Source organism: Luteimonas rhizosphaericola (genome assembly GCF_029888045.1).
Classification (GTDB): domain Bacteria; phylum Pseudomonadota; class Gammaproteobacteria; order Xanthomonadales; family Xanthomonadaceae; genus Luteimonas; species Luteimonas rhizosphaericola.
This window is the reverse complement of sequence record NZ_JARXRN010000025.1, coordinates 248316-268458: the sequence shown is the minus strand read 5'-3', so window position 1 is coordinate 268458 and position 20143 is coordinate 248316. Positions and strand designations below refer to the sequence as shown.

General features: G+C 71.5%; 19 protein-coding genes. 9 read left to right on the top strand and 10 right to left on the bottom strand.

Features of this window, described 5'->3' with window-relative positions; all coding sequences use genetic code 11:
* Positions 1–183 precede the first annotated feature (183 nt).
* Both QFW80_RS10525 and QFW80_RS10520 read left to right on the top strand, forming a co-directional pair.
* Entirely contained in the window at positions 184–1425 is a 1242-nt protein-coding gene (locus QFW80_RS10525) for a DNA/RNA non-specific endonuclease (RefSeq protein WP_280601853.1), read from the top strand.
* The gene (locus QFW80_RS10520; RefSeq protein ID WP_280601852.1) at positions 1422–1811 is read left to right on the top strand and encodes a hypothetical protein; all 390 of its coding nucleotides are present in this window, start codon (positions 1422–1424) and stop codon (positions 1809–1811) included. Before QFW80_RS10525 ends, QFW80_RS10520 begins: the two co-directional genes overlap by 4 nt.
* Before the next feature lie 12 nt (positions 1812–1823).
* Here QFW80_RS10520 and cyoE read toward each other — a convergent pair whose 3' ends face one another.
* From cyoE to QFW80_RS10500, 4 genes are all read right to left on the bottom strand, one after another.
* Entirely contained in the window at positions 1824–2762 is a 939-nt protein-coding gene (gene cyoE, locus QFW80_RS10515) for a heme o synthase (RefSeq protein ID WP_280601850.1), read from the bottom strand.
* Between the two features lie 145 nt (positions 2763–2907).
* Entirely contained in the window at positions 2908–4119 is a 1212-nt protein-coding gene (locus QFW80_RS10510; protein WP_280602215.1) for a COX15/CtaA family protein, read from the bottom strand.
* The gene (locus QFW80_RS10505) at positions 4119–4688 is read right to left on the bottom strand and encodes a hypothetical protein (RefSeq protein ID WP_280601848.1); all 570 of its coding nucleotides are present in this window, start codon (positions 4686–4688) and stop codon (positions 4119–4121) included. Before QFW80_RS10505 ends, QFW80_RS10510 begins: the two co-directional genes overlap by 1 nt.
* Entirely contained in the window at positions 4685–5401 is a 717-nt protein-coding gene (locus QFW80_RS10500) for an SURF1 family protein (protein ID WP_280601846.1), read from the bottom strand. The genes QFW80_RS10505 and QFW80_RS10500 overlap by 4 nt, the downstream gene beginning before the upstream one ends.
* A gap of 62 nt (positions 5402–5463) precedes the next feature.
* Here QFW80_RS10500 and QFW80_RS10495 point away from each other — a divergent pair, with 62 nt between their 5' ends.
* Positions 5464–5691 (top strand): twin transmembrane helix small protein, encoded by a 228-nt coding sequence (locus QFW80_RS10495; protein WP_280576898.1) that lies wholly within the window; start codon positions 5464–5466, stop codon positions 5689–5691.
* A gap of 118 nt (positions 5692–5809) precedes the next feature.
* Here the strand turns inward: QFW80_RS10495 and QFW80_RS10490 are convergent, their stop codons facing one another.
* Genes QFW80_RS10490 through coxB form a run of 5 tightly spaced genes read right to left on the bottom strand, consistent with a single transcriptional unit; the run spans position 5810 to position 10083 of the window.
* On the bottom strand, positions 5810–6694 hold the full coding sequence (locus QFW80_RS10490; RefSeq protein ID WP_280601844.1) for a cytochrome c oxidase subunit 3: 885 nt from the start codon (positions 6692–6694) through the stop codon (positions 5810–5812).
* Positions 6695–6719: 25 nt separating this feature from the next.
* A complete protein-coding gene (locus QFW80_RS10485; RefSeq protein ID WP_280601842.1) occupies positions 6720–7301 on the bottom strand; it encodes a cytochrome c oxidase assembly protein in 582 nt (193 codons plus the stop codon).
* Complete coding sequence (locus QFW80_RS10480) at positions 7298–7435, bottom strand: hypothetical protein (protein WP_280601841.1); 138 nt, start codon at positions 7433–7435, stop codon at positions 7298–7300. Before QFW80_RS10480 ends, QFW80_RS10485 begins: the two co-directional genes overlap by 4 nt.
* Before the next feature lie 21 nt (positions 7436–7456).
* Positions 7457–9091, bottom strand: a complete 1635-nt coding sequence (gene ctaD / locus QFW80_RS10475; RefSeq protein WP_280601839.1) for a cytochrome c oxidase subunit I — start codon at positions 9089–9091, stop codon at positions 7457–7459.
* A 23-nt stretch (positions 9092–9114) separates the two neighbouring features.
* The gene (coxB, locus tag QFW80_RS10470) at positions 9115–10083 is read right to left on the bottom strand and encodes a cytochrome c oxidase subunit II (RefSeq protein WP_280601837.1); all 969 of its coding nucleotides are present in this window, start codon (positions 10081–10083) and stop codon (positions 9115–9117) included.
* A gap of 316 nt (positions 10084–10399) precedes the next feature.
* On the opposite strand from coxB, the gene QFW80_RS10465 reads away from it, so the two are divergent.
* The 3 genes from QFW80_RS10465 to QFW80_RS10455 all read left to right on the top strand — a co-directional run bounded on the left by QFW80_RS10465 (position 10400) and on the right by QFW80_RS10455 (position 16333).
* Positions 10400–11116 (top strand): AraC family transcriptional regulator, encoded by a 717-nt coding sequence (locus QFW80_RS10465; protein ID WP_280601835.1) that lies wholly within the window; start codon positions 10400–10402, stop codon positions 11114–11116.
* Positions 11117–11274: 158 nt separating this feature from the next.
* Positions 11275–14547 carry a bifunctional proline dehydrogenase/L-glutamate gamma-semialdehyde dehydrogenase PutA gene (gene putA / locus QFW80_RS10460; RefSeq protein ID WP_280601833.1) on the top strand — a complete coding sequence of 1091 codons (3273 nt, stop codon included), beginning with the start codon at positions 11275–11277 and terminating at the stop codon, positions 14545–14547.
* Positions 14548–15418: 871 nt separating this feature from the next.
* Positions 15419–16333, top strand: a complete 915-nt coding sequence (locus tag QFW80_RS10455; RefSeq protein WP_280601832.1) for an AEC family transporter — start codon at positions 15419–15421, stop codon at positions 16331–16333.
* Positions 16334–16986: 653 nt separating this feature from the next.
* Here the strand turns inward: QFW80_RS10455 and QFW80_RS10450 are convergent.
* Positions 16987–18324 (bottom strand): OmpP1/FadL family transporter, encoded by a 1338-nt coding sequence (locus QFW80_RS10450; protein ID WP_280601831.1) that lies wholly within the window; start codon positions 18322–18324, stop codon positions 16987–16989.
* 202 nt (positions 18325–18526) lie between these two features.
* Here QFW80_RS10450 and QFW80_RS10445 point away from each other — a divergent pair, with 202 nt between their 5' ends.
* Genes QFW80_RS10445 through crcB form a run of 3 tightly spaced genes read left to right on the top strand, consistent with a single transcriptional unit; the run spans position 18527 to position 19983 of the window.
* Entirely contained in the window at positions 18527–19219 is a 693-nt protein-coding gene (locus QFW80_RS10445) for a rhomboid family intramembrane serine protease (protein WP_280601830.1), read from the top strand.
* A gap of 51 nt (positions 19220–19270) precedes the next feature.
* Entirely contained in the window at positions 19271–19591 is a 321-nt protein-coding gene (locus tag QFW80_RS10440; RefSeq protein ID WP_280601828.1) for a DUF1820 family protein, read from the top strand.
* Between the two features lie 5 nt (positions 19592–19596).
* Positions 19597–19983 carry a fluoride efflux transporter CrcB gene (gene crcB, locus QFW80_RS10435; RefSeq protein WP_280601827.1) on the top strand — a complete coding sequence of 129 codons (387 nt, stop codon included), beginning with the start codon at positions 19597–19599 and terminating at the stop codon, positions 19981–19983.
* The last annotated feature ends 160 nt before the right edge of the window (positions 19984–20143 follow it).

Genomic DNA, 20143 nt, shown 5'->3' with positions numbered 1-20143 from the left:
GCGCGGACCGCGACCGACCGCGGGTCGGACGGCAGAGTATAGGGGCGGGGGGTGACGGGGCCGGCACGACGCGGCCGGCGGGCGCGTCCCGCCCCGGGTTTTCCCCAATGTCGCGCCCCGCCGGGGCTGCGTACCCTGCCTCACCGAGGGTGCCGTACGGCACCGCACGCCCCCGGCCTGCGCATGATGGACGAGACGTTCCGCTTCCCGCCGCCGACGGCTCCCGGGGGCGACTGGCCCGGATGGTCGGCCCCGCCCGCCTTCGCCGGCGCAGTGCCCGGCTTCGGGCCGGACCTGCTCGCCGCCGATCCGGCGGACGTCCGCTTCGCACTCGACCCGGCCTCGGTCCGGCTGCAGGACGAGCGCGCCGACCAGTGGAACACCCACTACGCGGCCTCGGGCACGGTGGAGGCATCGGCGCCGGGCGTCGCGCCGCAGTCGGTCGAGGTGCGCTACAGCGTCACCCTGCGCAACGAGCACGCGAGCCCGCTGCAGATGCGCGAGGTGAACCCGTTCGACCCTTCGACCATTCCGCCGCGGACGCGGATCGAGATCCAGGGCGCCGACACGCTCGGCACGCCGCTGGAGGCCAGCTTCCAGGCGCTGGCGAAGGCCAACGGACTGGGCGCCGTCAGCGACGTGCGCCTGTCGCTGGAGATGACCGCGGATGGCGAACTGCGGGTGATGACCGCCAGCCAGGCCCTGTTCGACGCGCCGCGCGACGGCGGGCCGGCGTCGCTCCCGGCGGACCGGCAGGATTTCATCCGCCACACCGCGCTGCTCGACGACCCGGCCGGCACCGACCGCGCCGGCTACACCCGCATGCTGCTCGACGGCACCCCGCACGAGGCGAGCGTACGCATCGCCGAGGACGTGGACGGGCGCGCGATCACCGGCACCGTGACCGAGACCGGCAGCGGCGAGACCAATGAAGTCGTGTGGACGCTCGACGACAGCGGACGCCCGCGCTCGGCCGACGCCACGCTGACCTGGGAGCCGGGCAGCGGCGGCCGCGAGTCCGACCGCATCGAGGCCAACGCGCAGAGCCGCTTCCGCGCCGACAACGACATGAAGGGCAGCGGCGACGACGTCGGCCACGTGATCGCCTACCGCTTCGTCAACGGCCACGGGCCGGTGAACATGTTCCCGCAGCAGAGCCACTTCAACCAGCGCGTGTTCGCCGCGATGGAGCAGGAATGGGCTGACTGGCTGGGCGCGGGCATGGACGTGCGCATCCAGGTCACGCTGGGGCCGGAGAACACGCGCCGCCCCGACGAAGTGCGGGTGGACTACGAAGTGATCGACCCGGCCAGCGGACGCACGGTCTATGATCCGCAGCTGGTGGTGTTCGACAACGAGGCAGGCCAGGTGTTCGACCGGATCGCGCGCGAGGACATGGATTCGATGATCGGGATGCGCGCTTGAGCGGCGCCGACAAGGACGCGCTGGTGCGCGGCATCGGCGAACTGCTGGTGCGCGACATCGCCACCGCCGGACACGACCTGGACGGCTATGCGCTGATCGCCGACTACGCCGGCGATGCGCGCCGGATCAGCGGCTTCGGCTATCGCGACGGCGAGGCGCCGCGCGCGGCGACGCCGCAGGCCGCGCTCGACACCATCGGCGCGCGCCTGGACGAGCTGCGCGAGGCGACCCGCGTCGACGGCCGGGCGCCGTGGACGGTGTGCGTGATCCAGTTGCGCCGCGCCGGCGGCAGGCTGCACGCCGAGTTCGTCTACGACGAGGCGGCGCAGTGGGAAATCACGCCCGCGACGCTGGCCGAAGTCGCGGAGCGCGCGCGGCCGGCCTGACGCCTGCAGGTCTCAGCCGACGCGCTGCAGCTCGAACGCCTGCACCGGCGCCGGATCGATCCACGGCAGCAGCCAGTGGTCGAGCAGCAGGAACGCGAACAGCGCCATCAGGTACACCACCGAGTAGTTGAACACCTTCATCGCGAACAGCTCGTCCGGTGGATCGAGCAGGCGCCAGGCGTACCACAGGAACACCAGGCCCAGCACCACCGCGCCGCCGAGGTAGAACAGCCCGCTCATGCCGATCGCCACCGGCAGCAGGGTCACCACGCACAGCAGCACGGTGTAGAACAGGATCTGCCAGCGGGTGTAGGCCACGCCGTGGGTCACCGGCAGCATCGGTACCAGCGCACGCGCGTAGTCGTCGCGGCGGAAGATCGCCAGCGCCCAGAAATGCGGCGGCGTCCACACGAAGATGATCAGCACCAGCAGCAGCGCGTGGGCCCAGTCCCACTGCCCCTGCATGTTCGTCACCGCGGCCCAGCCCAGCAGCGGCGGCGCCGCGCCGGCGATGCCGCCGATGACGATGTTCTGTGGCGTGGCGCGCTTGAGGAAGCCGGTGTAGACCACCGCGTAGCCGATCAGCGAAGCGAAGGTGAGCGCGGCGGTGAGCGGGTTCACCAGCGCCACCAGCAGCGCCATCGACAGCGCGCCCAGCGCGACCGCGAACGCCAGCACCTGCGCCGGGCGCAGCGCGCCGGTGGCGAGCGGGCGGTCGGCGGTGCGCACCATGACCTTGTCGATGCGCTGGTCGATCAGGTGGTTGATCGCGGCGGCCGAGGCCGCGGCCAGCCAGATGCCGAGCAGCCCGAACACCGCCTCGCGCCAAGGCGGCAGGCCCGGCACCGCGAGGAACATCCCCACCAGCGCGGTGAACACGATCAGCGCCACCACGCGCGGCTTGGTCAGCGCCCAGTACGGACGCAGGTCGAAGGCGCGTGCAGCGCTCATCGGCCCGCCACCACGGAGCGGCCGAGCGCGACGCGACCCGGGGTGCCCGCGCCAGGCATGCGCGCGCGCGAAAGGCCGGCGCTCGCCGCTGCGACGCTGGAACGCGCCAGGGCACCCGGCTGTGCAGGGAGGCCGCGCACCGGCCTCAGCCCGCGCGCCGCAGGCGCGCCAGCAGCGACACCAGCGCGAACAGCAGCAGCGCCGCGCCGCCGTTGTGCATCACCGCCACCGGCAGTGGCAGCGACAGCTTCACGTTGAGCACGCCGAGCAGCACCTGCGAGACGGTGAGCAGCGCGAGCGCCAGCGCCCAGCCGCGCAGGCCCGGCGTGCGCGACAGGCGCCACGACAGCGCCAGCAGCACGCCCGCGGCCACCACCGCGAACAGCCGGTGCGCCATCTGGATCGCGATGCGCGACGCGCCGTCGAGCACCCCGCCCTCGTAGTCCACGCCCACGCCGCGCCAGAGCACGAAGCCTTCGCGGAAATCGGACGGCGGCCACCACTGGCCGACGCACTTGGGGAAGTCGATGTAATGGGCCTGTGCGGTGGTCCAGCCGCCGGCGCCGCAGGCCAGCGCGGCGTAGTTGGCGCTGACCCAGCCGCCGAGCGCGATCTGCACGCCGAGCACCGCCACCGCCGCGACCAGCCAGCGCCGCAGCGCGCGCGCGTCGGCCAGCACGATCGGCAGGTGGGTGGCACGCCAGGCCATCCACGCCAGCAGCGAGAACGTCAGCATGCCGCCCAGCAGGTGGCCCATCACGATCACCGGCTTGAGCAGCATCGTGACCGTCCACTTGCCCAGCAGCGCCTGGAAGATCACCACCGCCAGGGTGAGTGCGGCGGCGGGCGCGAGATCGCGCGGGCCGCCGGCGGCCGTGCGTCGGGCCCAGGCGACCGCCGCGCCCAGCAGCATCGCCTCGCCCAGCCCGGCGACCGCAAGCGCCGCCCCGATCTGGCCGCGCATGTACAGCGGAATGGCTCCCGCCACCAGCGCGGAGGCCACCAGCACCAGCGCCACGCCGAAACGGCGCCGGCGCGCGGCGAGCAGCGCCAGCACCAGCACCAGCACGCCCAGGGTCGCGGCGAGGTGGCGGTGCACCTGCTCGCGCCAGGCCTTGTGGTCCTCGAACGGGCGGATCGCGCTGGCCGCGTGGCCGCTGGCCTCGTCCACCGCCTGCGGCCAGGTCGCGCGGCCGTAGCAGGTGGGCCAGTCCGGGCAGCTCAGGCCGGCATCGGACAGCCGCACGAAGGCGCCGAACACGATCACGCCGAACGTCAGCGCCACCGCCAGCCAGGCGATGCGGTGGAAGTGCCGGTGCACCAGCGGGCGCGAGGGGACGGGAGCGGGGGTCGACATCATCTGAGCTTGAGCAGGCGGGCCACGTCTTCGCGCAGGTGGCCCGGATCGGAGCCGGGAGGGTAGCGCAGGATGACGAAGCCGTTCGGGTCGATCACGTACACCGGGGTGCCGGCCGGGTCCTCGCGCCGCGGCAGCGCCTGCAGCAGCGCGGGGTCCGGCGCCAGTTCGCGCCAGGCGGCATTGCGCACCGCGCCGACGGGCGGAGTGCCGATCCAGAGGATGTGGACGTGGTCGGCGCGGTGGCCGAACAGCTGCCACACGGTATCGAGCTGGCGCGAGAGTTCCACGCACGCCGCCGCGCAGTCCGCGGGCGGCGCCAGCGCGATGCGCCAGGTGCGCTCCGCCGGCCGCCAGGCGTATTCCCCGCCGTCCCGCAGCCGCGGTGCCACCGTGCGCAGGTCGCCCGGCGGGTCGAGCAGTTCGCCGTGGTTGCGCGTGCCCTCGGGCCGCCAGCCGGAGAACCGCAGCGCGCCGGCCACCAGCGCGCTGCCCAGGAACAGGACCACGATCAGGACCAGCATGCCGCGATTGCGGGCGCGCTGCGGCGCGGGGAGGGGGGCGTTCATCGGCGGGACCGGCGGAAGGTGAGGATCAGCGCGGTGACCAGCACCGCGAGCGCGAGGCCGAACCACTGCACCGCGTAGCCCAGGTGCTTGTCCGGCGGCAGGGTGTTGGGCAGCACGTCGAGGTCGCGCGCGTGGCCGAGCGGCAGCGCCGGGTCGAGCTTGAGCACCCGCGGCGGCAGCCCGTCGAGTCCGAGCCCGGCCGGCAGCGCGGCCCCGTCGAGCCGGATCGCCAGCAGGTTGCCGTGGGCGGTGCTCGCCGGCGCCGCATCGGCCAGGCCGGCCGACGGCGGCGGCGCGAGCAGGCCCTGCACGCGCTGCCGTCCCGCGATCGGCGGCGACACGGGCATGCTGCGGTCCGGCGGTACCGGCAACCAGCCCAGTTCGACCAGCAGCGGCGGTGCGCCGACCGGTGCGAAGGCGCGGTACACGCGCACGCCCGCACGGCCGCCGCGCTGCTGGTTGTCGAGCAGTACCGCCGGCGCCGGCAGGAACTCGCCTTCGCCGGCGGCCCAGTCGAACGTGCGCGCGCGCGACGCGTCGGCCGCGGCCGACAACGGCCGGGGATTGCGGTCGGCGAGCGTCGCGGCCACCGCGTCGAGCAGCGCCTGCTTCTCGTGCATGCGCGAGAGCTGCCAGCGCCCGAGCGCGGCGAAGGCCGCGATCGCCAGCAGCGCCAGCGTCCAGCCGGCAACCAGCGTGGCGCGCCTGCTCACGCCCGGATCCCGCACGGCTGCGATAATGCCGCCCGGCCCCGCAGCCCTGCCCGGAGTTGGTGATGAACGATTCGCTGAAGACGCTGGTGATCGTCGCCTTCCTGGCGCTGATCCTGTGGAACCTGGGCGCCGGCCTGTACTACATGCTGGTCGACAAGGGCCAGAGCAAGCGCACCGTCAACGCGCTGACCAAGCGCATTGCGCTGTCGGTGGGACTGATCCTGCTGGTGCTGCTGGCCAACCACATGGGCTGGATCGAGTTCCACGGCGTCGGTCGCAACCCGGGCTAGCGCCGGACGCGGTGGCCCCGCAGAAACGGAAAGCGCCGGCATGCCGGCGCCCTCCTGCTTCGGATCATGGCGATCGCGCTGTTCCGATCCCCGATCCCCGGTGGCCCGGACGGGGCCGTCAAAGCACATAGACGAACAGGAACAGCCCCAGCCACACCACGTCGACGAAGTGCCAGTACCAGGCCACCGCCTCGAACGCGAAGTGGTTCTCCTTGGTGAAATGACCCTTGGCGCAGCGCAGCCAGATGATCGCCAGCATCAGCGTGCCGAGCGTGACGTGCAGGCCGTGGAAGCCGGTGAGCATGAAGAACGTCGAGCCGTAGATGCCCGAACCCAGCGTCAGGTTGAGGTCGCGGTAGGCGTGGACGTATTCCTCGGCCTGGAAGAACAGGAACACGCAGCCCAACAGCACGGTCAGCCCCAGGAACACCAGCAGCTGGGTGCGATGGCCGGCCTTGAGCGCGTGGTGGGCGATGGTGACGGTCACGCCCGAGGTCAGCAGGATCAGGGTGTTGAGCAGCGGCAGGCCCCAGGCGGGGATGGTCTGGAAGCTGCCGCCGACACTGCCGGGGCCGGCGGTCGGCCACGCGGCGCTGTAGCCTTCCCACAGCAGGTAGTTGGTGGCCACGCCGTCGCCGGCCCCGCCCAGCCACGGCAGCGCGAACTGGCGGGCGTAGAACAGGGCGCCGAAGAACGCAGCGAAGAACATCACTTCCGAGAAGATGAACCACACCATCCCCATCCGGAACGAGACGTCGACCTGCTTGTTGTAGTAGCCCGACACCGACTCGAGCACCACATCGGCGAACCACTTGAACAGGATGAACGACAGCCCGGCCACGCCGACCAGGAACGTCGCCTTGCCCCAGCTGACGTCGTTGAGCCAGGTGGCGAAGCCGAGCATCGCCACGAACAGCGCGACCGAGGCGTACACCGGCCAGCGGCTGCCGTGCGGCACGAAATACACGTTCGGGTCGCTCGGGTGGGCGTGGGTCTGGGCCATGGTGTGGAGTCCGGATTGCGTTGGGTCAGGGGGCCGAATGCGGCACGGTCGACGACGGCGCCGCCGCCGCGAGGCGTTCGGTGAGCACGTCGTTCTTGAAGAAGGTGTACGACAGGGTGATGGTGTGCACGTCGGCCGGCAGCGACGGGTCGACGATGAAGCGCACCGGCAGGTCGCGCGTCTCGCCGGCCTGCAGGGTCTGCGCGGTGAAGCAGAAGCACTCGGTCTTGGCGAAGTAGCCCGAGGCGCGCGCTGGCGCCACCGACGGTGTCGCGCTGCCGACGATCGCCCGCGCGCCGTTGTTGTGCGCGGCGTAGGTGGCCTCGTACTGCTCGCCCACGCGCACGCGCATGCGGGTGGCGTTGGGACGGAAGCCCCAGGGCAGCTTCGAGTTCACGCTGCCGTCGAATTCCACCGTCACCCAGCGCTCATCCGGCACCGCCGACGCGACCGCGGAGGCGTCTGCGGCGGTGTTGTCCAGGCGAATGCCGAACACCTTCTCGCACGCGATCCGGTAGAGCGGCACCAGCGAGAAGGTGAACACGAACGCGCCCAGCGAGATCGCCGCCAGCTTCGCGATGCCCTTGCCGGGTGCCGGCGCACTCATCGCCCGATCACCCCGGACGCGATGAAGGCGACGTAGATCGCCACCGCGATCGCGCCGACGATCACGGCCGTGCGCACCGCGCGACGGCGGCGCAGGGCCGCGTCGTCGCCGTCGTGCTGCGGGGCCGGTGTCATCTCGATCGCCATATCGCGCCGTCAGTGCGCCACGTCGTCGTGCGCCAGGTCGCCCGGACGCAGCACCGGTGGGGTGCCGAAGGTGTGGTGCGGCGCCGGCGACGGCACGGTCCATTCCAGGCCCCGCGCGCTGTCCCACGACCGCGCCGCGGCCGGCGCGCCGTGCTTCAGCGAATGCCACAGCACGAAGAACATCATGAATGGAGTGACGAACATGCCGAACGCGCCGATCGAGCTGATCAGGTTCCAGTCCGCGAACACCACGTTGTAGTCCGGAATGCGGCGCGGCATGCCGGCCAGGCCCAGGAAGTGCTGCGGGAAGAACAGCAGGTTCACGAACACCATCGTCCACCAGAAGTGGAACTTGGCCCAGGTCTCGTTGTACATGCGCCCGGTCCACTTCGGCCACCAGTAGTACACCGCGGCGATGATCGCGAACAGCGCGCCGGTCACCAGCACGTAGTGGAAGTGCGCGACCACGAAGTACGTGTCGTGGTACTGGAAGTCCGCGGGCACGATCGCGAGCATCAGGCCGGAGAACCCGCCGATGGTGAACAGGATCACGAACGCGATCGACCACAGCATCGGCGACTCGAAGCTGATCGAGCCGCGCCACATCGTGCTGACCCAGTTGAACACCTTCACGCCGGTGGGGATCGCGATCAGCATGGTCGCGAACATGAAGTAGATCTCGCCGCCCAGCGGCATGCCCACCGTGAACATGTGGTGCGCCCACACGATGAACGACAGGAACGCGATCGAGGCCGTGGCGTACACCATCGCCTGGTAGCCGAACAGCGGCTTGCGGCTGAAGGTCGGGATGATCTCCGACACGATGCCGAACGCCGGGAGGATCATGATGTAGACCTCGGGATGCCCGAAGAACCAGAAGATGTGCTGGTACATCACCGGGTCGCCGCCGCCGGCGGCGTTGAAGAACGAGGTCGCGAAGAACTTGTCGGTCAGCAGCATGGTGACCGCGCCGGCCAGCACCGGCATCACCGCGATCAGCAGGAACGCGGTGATCAGCCACGCCCAGCAGAAGATCGGCATCTTCAGCAGGTCCACGCCCGGGGCGCGCATGTTGAGGATGGTCGCAATGACGTTGATCGCGCCCATGATCGAGCTGATGCCCATCATGTGGATGGCGAAGATCACGAACGCCACGTTGTAGCCGCCCTGCAGCGACAGCGGCGGGTACAGCGTCCAGCCGCCGGCCGGGCCGCCGCCGGGCAGGAACAGCGTCATCAGCAGCAGGGTGAAGGCGAACGGCAGGATCCAGAACGACCAGTTGTTCATGCGCGGCAGCGCCATGTCCGGCGCGCCGATCTGCAGCGGCACCATCCAGTTCGCCAGGCCCACGAAGGCCGGCATCACGCCGCCGAAGATCATCACCAGCGCGTGCATGGTGGTCATCTGGTTGAAGAACTCGGGGCTGACGTGCTGCAGGCCCGGCACCGCCAGCTCGGTGCGGATGACCACGCTCATCGCCGCGCCGATGATGAACATCACGAACGAGAACAGCAGGTACAGCGTGCCGATGTCCTTGTGGTTCGTGGAGAAGAACCAGCGCTCGACGAACGACTGCCGGTGGCCGTGTTCGTCGGTGTGGACGTGCTCGATCGGAGCGGCGACGGTGTTGGGATGCGTTGACATGGGGCGATGGCCTTGGAATTCGGTCAGCCGGCGCTGGGCGCGTCGGCGGGAGCGGCGGCGTCGGTCGCCTGCGGCGCGGCGGGCTCCTCGCCCTGCTGCACGTCTTCGATCATGTCCGGGTCGACCGAACGCGGGGAGGTGCCGTCACCGCCCTCGGGCACCTGCGACGGGTCGGCCGGCGCGGAGTCTTCGGCCTTGCGCGCGGCCAGCCAGGTGTCGAACTCGGCGCGCGGCACGGCGCGCACCACGATCGGCATGAAGCCGTGGTCCTTGCCGCACAGCTCGGCGCACTGGCCGCGGTACACGCCGGGCTCGAGGATCTCGGTCCAGGCCTCGTTGATCAGGCCCGGGATCGCGTCCTGCTTCCAGCCCAGCGCCGGCACCCACCAGGCGTGGATCACGTCGTCGGCAGTGATCACGAAGCGGATCTTGGTGTCGGTCGGCACGACCAGCTCGTTGTCGACCTCGAGCAGGTAGTGCGGGTTGGCCGCGGCGTCGGGACGCTCGCCGCTCTGGCGCAGGCGGTCGGACTCGCGGTCCAGGCGGCTGGTCAGCTCCACGCCCTCGCCCAGGTATTCGTACTTCCACATCCACTGGATGCCGGTGACCTTGATGGTCATCTCCGACTCGCGGGTGTCGTACATCGCCACCAGCTTGGCGGTCGCCGGCACGGCCATGATCACCAGCAGGATGATCGGCACCACCGTCCACAGGATCTCGAGCTTCGTGCTGTGGGTGAAGGTGGTGTCCGGCACCGCGCCGCGTGAATGGCGGAACTTGTACATCGCCACGCCCATGGCCGCGAACACGATCACGCCGATCGCCACGCAGATCCACAGCGCCAGCATGTGCGCCTCGTACGCGTTCTGCGCCGAGGTGGTGACCCCGCGCCCCATGTTCAGCTGCCACGGCTTCGCATCCGCGGCCAGCGCCGCCATCGGCAACGATGCCAGTACCGCCAACCCCCACCGCGAGAAACGCGCCTGCATCATTGCCTAGACCCCAGTCATCGGTCGCGGCCCGGGGGCCGCCTGCGAACCTCAAGAGCTCATGACTGCGGACACCACGCCGGCGCAACCCGCCACCGCACCACCCGCGTCTGAACGTGGCGCACCCGCATCACGGGCGCGCGAAAACTTCCAAATGGTAGCGGCCGCGAGGGTTTAGGGGCAAGCCGACGGCCGCGACGCGGGCCGGCGCAGGCGTCTGCGCGGGACACGGCGGGGCTAGAATCCGGGCTTGTTCCCCCCGGCGCCGACGGACCGGTCGCGCTGGCCGCCGCGCCCGTGCGCAGGATCCGACCGCCCCATGCGCCAGCCCGCATCGCCCGCCCTGGACGCCACCGAGGTCGAGGCCCTGTTCGACGCCATCCCGGAGGTCCTGTTCTTCATCAAGGACCGCGAGGGCCGCTACACCCACGTCAACGCCACCATGCTGCGGCGGCTGGGCCTGCGCTCGCGCCGCGACATCATCGGCCGCCGCGCCAGCGACGTGTATCCGGGCGGGCTGGCGGCCAACTACGGGCTGCAGGACCAGCAGGTGCTGGCCGGGGCGGTGATCGACCACCTGCTGGAGCAACACCTGTTCTCCGACCAGGAGCCCGGATGGTGCCTGACCAGCAAGCGCCCGCTGCGGGTGGGCGGCGAGGTGGTGGGGCTGGTGGGCATTTCCCGCGACCTGGCCGGGCGCGAGGGCCTGGAAGACGACTACCGCTCGCTGCACGCGGCGCTGGTGCACATGAACCAGCACTACGCCGGGCACGTGCGCGTGGCCGACCTGCGGGCGATCACCGGATTCTCGGAGTCCAAGCTCGAACGCACCTTCCAGAAGGTGTTCCAGCTCACCCCGCTGCAGCTGCTGACCCGGATCCGGATCCAGGCCGCGATGCATCGGCTGCAGGGGCCCGAGCCGATCGCCGTCATCGCCCAGGCCTGCGGCTTCAGCGACCAGAGCGCGTTCACCCGCCGCTTCACCGCCCTGGTGGGCCTGACGCCGGGCGCCTACCGGCGCCTGCACGCGGGCTGAGGCGGCCGGACGCGACCGATTGTGCCGCCGCCCGCGCCGGCGCCGGGGGAATCGTTCAATCCGCGCCCACACCGCGGCGGCGACAATGGCCGACCGCCGTGCGCCAACCGCGCGCGCGGCCCCGCCGGCGGTCGCGCCGGCCCCTGACCGGCCCGCCCATGACCGTTTCCTCCTCCCCGTCCGCCCCGGCACCCGTCCAGCCCGACCCGGCCACGCCCGGTCCGGCGCCGCTGCGCGCGGCGATCACCGCCGGCTGGGCGCTCGACGAGGCCATGCACGTGCAGGCCCTGCTGGCCGTCGCCCGGCAGCCCGCGCCGGGCTGGGGCGAGTCCGACCGCGCGGCGATCCGGGCCACCGCGACCGACCTGGTCCGCCGGGTGCGCGCCCGCGCCGCCGACCAGGGCGCAATCGAGGCCTTCATGCGCCAGTACGACCTGGGCAGCGAGGAGGGCGTGCTGCTGATGTGCGTGGCCGAGGCGCTGCTGCGCATCCCCGACCAGGACACCGCTGACCGCCTGATCCGCGACAAGCTGGGCGAGGCGGACTGGAAGAAGCACGTGGGCCAGTCCGATTCGGTGCTGGTCAACGCCTCGACCTGGGGCTTGATGCTGACCGGGCACCTGGTCGACCTGGCCGACGAGACCCGGCGCGACGTGCACAACGCCTTCAAGCGCCTGGTCGGGCGCGTGGGCGAGCCGGTGATCCGGCTGGCGGTGCGCCAGGCGATGCGGATCATGGGCCACCAGTTCGTGATGGGCCGGACCATCGGCGAGGCGCTCGCGCGCTCGCGCAAGGGCGCCAACGCCGCCTACCGCTATTCCTTCGACATGCTGGGCGAGGCGGCCCTCACCCAGGCCGACGCCGACCGCTACCTGCAGGCCTACGCCGCGGCGATCGACGCCATCGGCGCCACCGGCCCGTTCGCCGACGCGATCGCCGCGCCGTCGATCTCGGTCAAGCTCTCGGCGCTGCACCCGCGCTACGAGCACGCGCAGCGCGCGCGCGTGCTGGCCGAACTGGCGCCACGGCTGCTGAAGCTGGCGCGCCTGGCCAAGGGCCACGCGATAGGCCTGACCCTGGACGCCGAGGAGGCCGACCGGCTGGAACTGTCGCTGGACGTGATCGAGCGCGTGTTCGCCGATCCGCTGCTCGCCGGCTGGGACGGCTTCGGCATCGTGGTGCAGGCTTACCAGAAGCGCGCGCCGTTCGTGATCGACTGGATCGCCGACCTCGCCCGCCGCCACGGTCGCCGCATCCCGGTGCGCCTGGTCAAGGGCGCGTACTGGGACAGCGAGGTCAAGCGCGCGCAGGTGGACGGCCTGCCGGGCTACCCGGTGTTCACCCGCAAGCCGAACACCGACGTCAGCTACCTGGCCAACGCCGCGCGGCTGCTGTCGAACACCGACGCGATCTACCCGATGTTCGCGACCCACAACGCGCAGACCATCGCGGCGGTGCACCGGATGGCGGGCGCGCTGCTGCCGTCGTCCGCCGGTCCGCGGTCGGCGGACGGCGCAGGGGCGGGCGACGGCGCCCGGCATTCCTACGAGTTCCAGAAACTGCACGGCATGGGCGACGACCTGTATGCCGAGGTGATTCCGGCCGACCGCCTCGGCGTGCCGTGCCGCGTGTACGCCCCGGTCGGTTCGCACGAGGACCTGCTGCCCTACCTCGTGCGCCGGCTACTGGAGAACGGCGCCAACTCCAGCTTCGTCAACCGCATCAGCGACGAGGACGTCTCGATCGACGATCTGGTGCGCGACCCGGTCGAGGTCGTGGCCGGCTTCGACGCCATCCCCCATCCGCGCATCCCGCCGCCGGTCGACCTGTACCGCAGCCAGGGCTTTGAAAGGAGCAATTCCATGGGCGTGAACCTCGCCGACGACGACCAGCTGCGCGCGCTCGCCTCCCAGGTGGAGGCGGCCATCGCCCGCGCCGGCGACGGCGGCTGGCGTGCCGCGCCGCTGGTCCCGGGCGCGCAGGCGTCCGGGCCGATGATCGCGGTCACCAGCCCGGCCGACCGCCGTCGCCAGGTGGGCCAGTGGCAGGCCGCCGACACCGCCACCGTGCAGCGCGCGCTGGCCAATGCGGTCGACGCCCAGGCCGCGTGGGACGCGACCCCGGCCGCCTCGCGCGCGGCGATCCTCGAGCACGCGGCCGACCTGCTGGAACGGCGCATGCCGCAGTTCATCGCGCTGTGCACGCTCGAAGCCGGCAAGACCATCCCTGACGGCGTGGCCGAGGTGCGCGAGGCGGTGGACTTCCTGCGCTACTACGCCGCGCAGGCCAGGCGCGAGTTCGCGCCGCAGCCGCTGCCCGGCCCCACCGGCGAATCCAACGCGCTGCAGCTCGGCGGCCGCGGCGTGTTCGTGTGCATCAGCCCGTGGAACTTCCCGCTGGCGATCTTCGCCGGCCAGGTGGCCGCGGCGCTGGCGGCCGGCAACAGCGTGATCGCCAAGCCCGCCGAACAGACCAACCTGGTCGGCTGGCACGCGGTGACGCTGCTGCACGAGGCCGGCGTGCCGGAGGCGGCGCTGCAGTTCGTGCCCGGCGACGGCGCCACCGTCGGTGCCGCGCTGACCTCCGATCCGCGCGTGGCGGGCGTGGCCTTCACCGGCTCGACCGACACCGCGCGCGCGATCAACCGCGCCATGGCCGCGCGCGATGCCGCGATCGGCGTGCTGATCGCCGAGACCGGCGGCCAGAACGCGCTGATCGCCGATTCCTCCGCCCTGCCCGAGCAGCTGGTGAAGGACGCGCTGGCGTCCGCCTTCACCTCGGCCGGCCAGCGCTGCTCGGCGGCGCGGGTGCTGTTCGTGCAGGAAGACATCGCCGACAAGGTGATCGGCATGCTCGCCGGCGCCATGGCCGAACTGCAGGTGGGCGACCCGGCCCTGCTGTCGACCGACGTCGGCCCGGTGATCGACACCGACGCCAAGTGCCTGCTCGACGAGCACGCCGGGCGCATGCAGGGCGCGGCGAAACTCATCGCCGAGGCGAAACTGGGCGCGGGCACCGAACACGGCACCTTCTTCGCGCCGCGCGCCTGGGAGCTGCAGTCGCTGTCGCAGCTCACGCGCGAGAACTTCGGCCCCGCGCTGCACGTGATCCGCTGGAAGGCGAGCGACCTCGACGCGGTGGTCGACGCCATCAACGCCACCGGCTACGGCCTCACGCTGGGGATCCACTCGCGCATCGACGAGACCGTCGATCGGATCGTGCAGCGGGCGAAGGTGGGCAACGTGTACGTCAACCGCAACCAGATCGGCGCGGTGGTCGGGGTGCAGCCCTTCGGCGGCCAGAACCTGTCCGGCACCGGCCCCAAGGCCGGCGGCCCGCACTACCTGCCGCGCTTCGCCACCGAAAAGACCGTCACCATCAACACCACCGCCGCCGGCGGCAACGCCTCCCTGCTGACGTTGGGTGAGTAGCTGCCGTATGCGCGGCATGCCGCGCGGCAGCTGCGAACGCCCGCTGCGCTGCAGCGGGCCGGACCGAGTGAGCGCGCTGACGAAGCATTGCTTCGTGCGCGAACGAACGCCCGCCGTGCTTCGGCGGGCCGGACCGAGTAGCTGCCGTGTGCGCGGCATGCCGCGCGGCAGCTGCGAACGCCCGCTGCGCTGCAGCGGGCCGGACCGAGTGAGCGCGCTTGCGAAGCATTGCTTCGTGCGCGAACGAACGCCCGCCGTGCTTCGGCGGGCCGGATCGAGTAGCTGCCGTGTGCGCGGCATGCCGCGCGCAGCGATGAGCGCCCGTTGCGCTGCAGCGTGCTGGACCGAACGAGCCGCGTAGCCCGGATAAGGCCGAAGGCCGCATCCGGGAGAAACGGAAAAGCCGGCACACATCCATGTCAAACGTCGTGCGGCGGGGCGACGGCACCCCGGGTGCGCTTCGCTTACCCGGGCTACGAATCACGGGTCCGCCTGCATCCAAAGCCGCGTAGCCCGGATCAGGCCGAAGGCCGCATCCGGGGGAGAACGCAAAAGCCGGCGCACCGTCCATGTCAACGTCGTGCGGCGTGGCGACGGCACCCCGGGTGCGCTTCGCTTACCCGGGCTACGAATCACGGGTCCGCCCGCATCCAAAGCCGTGTAGCCCGGATCAGGCCGAAGGCCGCATCCGGGAGAAACGCAAAAGCCGGCGCACCGTCCATGTCAATGTCCTGCGGCGTGGCGGCGGCACCCCGGGTGCGCTTCGCTTACCCGGGCTACGGATCACGGCCCGCCTGCATCCATCGGCCAATGGCGCGCCATGATCGCGTGCCTATGATGGCGATCCTCCCACGACGCGTGACCGGTCCCGATGGCCTTCGCCGCCTTCGCACTGATGCTGGCGATGCTCGCCCTGGGGATGGCGTTCGCGCGGCTGCGGGTACTGCCGGGCAACGCCGCGGAGACGTTGAACCGGGTGGTGCTGTACGTGTGCCTGCCGGCGGCGATCCTGATCCACGTGCCGCGGCTGCGCTTCGACCTGTCGCTGCTGGGGCTGGTGCTGGTGCCCTGGGCGCTGGCGGCGGCCACGTGGCTGGCGCTGCGGCTGCTGGCGCCACGGCTGCAGCTGCGCCGCGACGAACACGCGGTGCTGCTGCTGTGCACGATGCTCGGCAACACCAGCTTCATCGGCTATCCGATGGTGCAGGCGCTGCTGGGCGCGCAGGCGCTGCCGTATGCGGTGGTGTACGACCAGTTCGGCACCTTCGTGATGCTGTCCACGCTGGGGCTGGTGGTGCTGGCACGCTACGGTGGCGAGCATCCGCCCACCCGCCGCGAGATCGCGCTGCGCATCGCGCGCTTTCCGCCGATGTGGGCGCTCGCGTTCGGACTGACCCTGATGCCCGAACAGCCACCGGTCTGGATCGCATCTGCACTCGAGCGGTTGGCCGGCGTGCTGTTGCTGCTGGTGATGCTGGCGGTAGGGCTGACGATCCAGCTACGCCTGCCGCGCGACGAGATCGCGCCGCTGGCCACCGGGCTGCTGCTCAAGCTGGCGCTGCTGCCGGCGCTGTCGCTGGCGCTGGCGCTCGGCGTCGGCCTGCGCGGTGACGTGCTGCAGGTGGCGGTGCTGGAATCGGCGATGCCGCCGATGATCACCGCCGCGGCGCTGGCCATCTCGCACCGCCTGGCGCCACGCCTGGCCGCGGCCCTGGTCGGCTACGGCATCGTGCTGTCGCTGGCCACGCTGCCGGCGTGGACGTTCCTGCTGCAGCGGCTGGGGTGAGTGCCGCGCGTTCCGTGCGCTTGACCGCATTGCAACGGTTGCGGCGCACGGGACCCGCTGCCGCACAACCGGATGCAGGCCGCCGTCCGTTGCGGCAGCGGACATGCGCATCGAGGCCAGGCGCCGCTGGATGATCAGGAGATCCGATGCGACGGGCACCGGCACGACGGATTCGTCTGCCGAAGTTTCGTCGAGACGGCCTGACCTGCCGCGGGGGATCCACCCCGGGTGCGCTTCGCTTACCCGGGCTACGCGGGTCGTGGCGCCCGCCCCGGGCAGGCGCGTAGCCCGGATAAGGCTGTAAGCCGCATCCGGGAAGCCGAGACGCCGGAAGATGATCCGCGGGCGAGTCGTTCCATGCGATGCCACTCCGTCCTGCGGCGTGGCGCCGACCACCCGGGTGCGCTTGGCTTGCAGGGCTGGGGTGCGGTTGGGGGTGCGGTTGGGGGTGCGGTTGGGGTGCGGTTGCGGTTGCGGTTGCGGGTGCGGTTGCGGTTGCGGGTGCGGGTGCGGGTGCGGGTGCGGGTGCGGGTGCGGGTGCGGGTGCGGGTGCGGTTGCGGGTGCGGTTGCGGGTGCGATTGCCGTCGAGCATCCAGCGCAAGAAAAAGCCCCGCCGAAGCGGGGCCTTTTCGTCTCACGAAGGACCGCAGGATCAGAAGCGGTACTGCGCCGACACGCCGTAGAGGTTGGCGCTGCCGTCGTAGGGCCCGACGATGCGCGAGCCGCTGGAGGCGATGTCGACCTTCGGGTCGTCCGGCTTGATGTGGGTGAAGCCGAAGTTGACGTCGAGCGTGTCGTTGACCATCCAGGTCGCGCCGACCGAGTACCAGCGACGGTCGTCGTCGGGCAGGCGCGGGGTGCGGTGCACCAGGCTGGTGGGGGTCTGGTCGTCGGCGATGCCGCCGCGCAGGGTCCAGCGCTCGTTGAGCTTGTACTCGGCGCCGATCGACACGAAGCTGGTGTCGTCCCACTCGAACGGCTCGACCGCGTCCGGATCCGGATTGTCGAAGTTGATCCGCACCTCGCGCAGCGAGGACCAGCCGGTCTCGGCCCAGCTCGCCGACAGCGCGAACTGCTCGTTGAGCTGCCAGGTCGCGCCGACCGAGAGGATCGACGGCGTGGTCAGGTTGGCCGAGACGTCGCCGTCCTTGAACAGCGGAGAGGTCATCGGGCTGGCACCGAACACCGCGGCCACGTTGCCCGGCACGGTCCAGTCGGCGGTGCCGCGCAGTTCGTAGTCGATTTCGGAACGGTAGCTCACGCCGATCGCGACGTTGTCGGTCGGGCGGAAGTGCGCGCCCACCAGCCAGCCGAAGCCGTTGTCGTCGCCGCCGACCTCCACGAAACCGTCGGCCGCCTGCGGCTGCGCGAACGGCAGCGGGCGCGTGGCCGGGTTGGAGTACAGCAGGGTGCCGAAGTCGACCGAACGCGACAGGGTCACGTCCGCGCGCGAGACGATCGCGCCCAGGCCCACGGAGAAGCGGTCGGTGATGTCGAGCGCGCCCGACAGGGTGAGGTCGACGATCCGCACGTCGGAGGTGTGGGCGAAGTAGCGGCCGACCCAGCCGTCCTCGTATTCGGTCTTCAGGCCGAACGGGGCGCTGACCATGGCGCCGAAGGCGACGCCGTTGTCGAACTTGCGGATGTAGGACATCGCCGGGACGGGCGTGATGTCGCCGGCGTCGCCGCCGTTGCTGCCGGTCATCGGGCGGCCGAACGCGTCGGTCGCGGTGCCCTCGAACTCGTAGCTCAGGTCGATCGCGGTGACGTCGATCTGGAAGGTGTTGCCCTCGAACTGGGTCATCACCGCCGGGTTGTTGGCGACGACGGACGAGTCGCCGGTCTTGGCGGCGGTGCCGGCGAAGGCACTGCCCATCGACTTGACGCTGTTTTCCTTGAGCTGGAAGCCGGCGGCGTGGGCGCTGGAGGCGAAGCCCATCGCGCCGGCAATGCCGAGCGCCAGGACGGTGACGTGGGGAAGCTTGCGCATTGCGGGTCTCTCTCCGATGACGGGGTATGACGCGCCGCAGTGCACGCGGGCCTCATGCCCGCCTTCGCCGCCGGAACTCGCCCTCCCGACCCACGACGCGGCGCGCACTATACCGTACCGGTGCGTGTGGTGAACGTGCCCTGCGGCACGCGACGCCTGCCGCACCGGCGTGCGTGGGCGCGCGAGCGTGTAAGGTCGCGCCATGTTCGTGTCGGTCCCCACCCGCTCCGGCGCGTCGCTGCGCTGGGCGACCCCGCTGCTGGCCGCGCTCCTGTGGGCGGCGTTCCTGTGGGCGCTCTCGCGTCCGGACGCGCTGCAGCGCAGCCTGCTGCTGGAATGGGGCGCCCTGGCCGGCGGCGCGCCCGGCGAAGGGCCGTGGGAGACCTGGAGCGACCCGCAGCAGTGGCTGCGCCTGGTGAGCGCCCTGTTCCTGCACGCCGACTGGGCCCACCTGCTGGGCAACCTGGTCTTCCTGCTGATCTTCGGCCTGCCCGCCGAGCGGGTGATGGGGCCGTGGCGGTTCCTGGCGCTGTTCTTCCTCGGCGGCGCGCTGGCGAACCTGTTCGCGGTGCTGGTGATCGGCGCCCCGGACCGGCTCATCATCGGCGCCAGCGGCGCGGTCTCGGCCCTGATCGGCGCCTATTTGGCGCTGTTCCCGCGGGCGCGCCTGGGGGTGGTGGTGCCGCTGGGGCTGTTCCTGGAATTCGTGCGCGCCCCGGCCTCGCTGCTGATCGGGGTGTGGGCGGCGCTGCAGATCGTGTTCGCCTACATCGGCCCGGCGTTCGGCGCCGTGGCCTGGGCCGCGCACGCGGCCGGGTTCCTGTTCGGGATCCTCTACGCGATCGCCTCGCGCGGCGCGATCGCGCGCCGGCTGCGGCGCTTGAAAGGCTACTGAGCGCACCCACCTCGTCGCCAGCCCGTTCCGCCCCGCGCCTATACTCCCGCCATGTCGAAGACGCTCTACAAGGTCACCTTCCTCAACCACGGCAAGGTCTACGAGCTGTACGCGCGGCGCGTGGAGAGCGGCCGGCTGTGGGGCTTCGTCGAGGTCGCCGAACTGGTGTTCGACGTGCACGACGGGATCGTGGTCGATCCCACCGAGGAGCGCCTGCGCGACGAGTTCGGCAACACCCGCGCCCTGCACCTGCCGATGCAGGCGGTGCTGCGGGTGGAGGAAGTGGAGAAGAAGGGCCAGTCCGCGATCCGCGACGCGGTCTCGGGCGAGAAGGTGGTCACGCCCTTCCCGCTGCCGGCCAAACCGCGCTGAGCGCGATGTCGCTGCCGGCGATCGCGCTGGTGGGGCTGGGCGGGGCTGCCGGCTCGATCGCGCGCTACCTGCTGGCGGGCTGGACGCTGGCGACGGCCGCGCCGCAGAAATTCCCGCTCGGCACCTTCGCGGTGAACGTGGCCGGCTGCCTGGCGGCCGGCCTGCTTGCGGGCCTGGCCGAACGCCATCCGGGCTGGCTTTCGCCCGACCTGCGGCTGCTGCTGTTCACGGGCCTGCTCGGCGGCTTCACCACGTTCTCGGCCTTCGGCCTGGAGACCGCCCACCTGCTGCGCCGCGGCGAGTGGCTGGTGGCGGCGGGCTATGCGGGCGGCAGCCTGGCACTGGGCATCGCCGCGGTGTGGATCGGCCTTCGGGTGGCGGGGCCGCCCTAGGCGCACCTGCCGCGACGCGGCGGGCTGCGGCCGCATGCGGACGGCGCGCGGGTGCGCAGCGCGCCACGGTCGGGTCACGCGACGTCGGTCCGCGGCCGCGGACGAGGATCGTGGGACGCGATGGGCGTCGGCAAGCAGCGACGCCCGCGTGGGTCGCCGG

Excerpts from the sequence above, each read along its gene's own strand:
- QFW80_RS10450 (WP_280601831.1), bottom strand. The coding sequence starts at position 18,324 with ATGCGCAAGCTTCCCCACGTCACCGTCCTGGCGCTCGGCATTGCCGGC.
- QFW80_RS10440 (WP_280601828.1), top strand. The coding sequence starts at position 19,271 with ATGTCGAAGACGCTCTACAAGGTCACCTTCCTCAACCACGGCAAGGTC.
- QFW80_RS10485 (WP_280601842.1), bottom strand. The coding sequence starts at position 7,301 with ATGAGTGCGCCGGCACCCGGCAAGGGCATCGCGAAGCTGGCGGCGATC.
- crcB (WP_280601827.1), top strand. The coding sequence starts at position 19,597 with ATGTCGCTGCCGGCGATCGCGCTGGTGGGGCTGGGCGGGGCTGCCGGC.
- coxB (WP_280601837.1), bottom strand. The coding sequence starts at position 10,083 with ATGATGCAGGCGCGTTTCTCGCGGTGGGGGTTGGCGGTACTGGCATCG.
- cyoE (WP_280601850.1), bottom strand. The coding sequence starts at position 2,762 with ATGAGCGCTGCACGCGCCTTCGACCTGCGTCCGTACTGGGCGCTGACC.
- QFW80_RS10490 (WP_280601844.1), bottom strand. The coding sequence starts at position 6,694 with ATGGCCCAGACCCACGCCCACCCGAGCGACCCGAACGTGTATTTCGTG.
- ctaD (WP_280601839.1), bottom strand. The coding sequence starts at position 9,091 with ATGTCAACGCATCCCAACACCGTCGCCGCTCCGATCGAGCACGTCCAC.
- QFW80_RS10510 (WP_280602215.1), bottom strand. The coding sequence starts at position 4,119 with ATGTCGACCCCCGCTCCCGTCCCCTCGCGCCCGCTGGTGCACCGGCAC.
- QFW80_RS10525 (WP_280601853.1), top strand. The coding sequence starts at position 184 with ATGATGGACGAGACGTTCCGCTTCCCGCCGCCGACGGCTCCCGGGGGC.
- QFW80_RS10455 (WP_280601832.1), top strand. The coding sequence starts at position 15,419 with ATGGCCTTCGCCGCCTTCGCACTGATGCTGGCGATGCTCGCCCTGGGG.
- putA (WP_280601833.1), top strand. The coding sequence starts at position 11,275 with ATGACCGTTTCCTCCTCCCCGTCCGCCCCGGCACCCGTCCAGCCCGAC.
- QFW80_RS10465 (WP_280601835.1), top strand. The coding sequence starts at position 10,400 with ATGCGCCAGCCCGCATCGCCCGCCCTGGACGCCACCGAGGTCGAGGCC.
- QFW80_RS10480 (WP_280601841.1), bottom strand. The coding sequence starts at position 7,435 with ATGACACCGGCCCCGCAGCACGACGGCGACGACGCGGCCCTGCGCCGC.
- QFW80_RS10495 (WP_280576898.1), top strand. The coding sequence starts at position 5,464 with ATGAACGATTCGCTGAAGACGCTGGTGATCGTCGCCTTCCTGGCGCTG.
- QFW80_RS10445 (WP_280601830.1), top strand. The coding sequence starts at position 18,527 with ATGTTCGTGTCGGTCCCCACCCGCTCCGGCGCGTCGCTGCGCTGGGCG.
- QFW80_RS10505 (WP_280601848.1), bottom strand. The coding sequence starts at position 4,688 with ATGAACGCCCCCCTCCCCGCGCCGCAGCGCGCCCGCAATCGCGGCATG.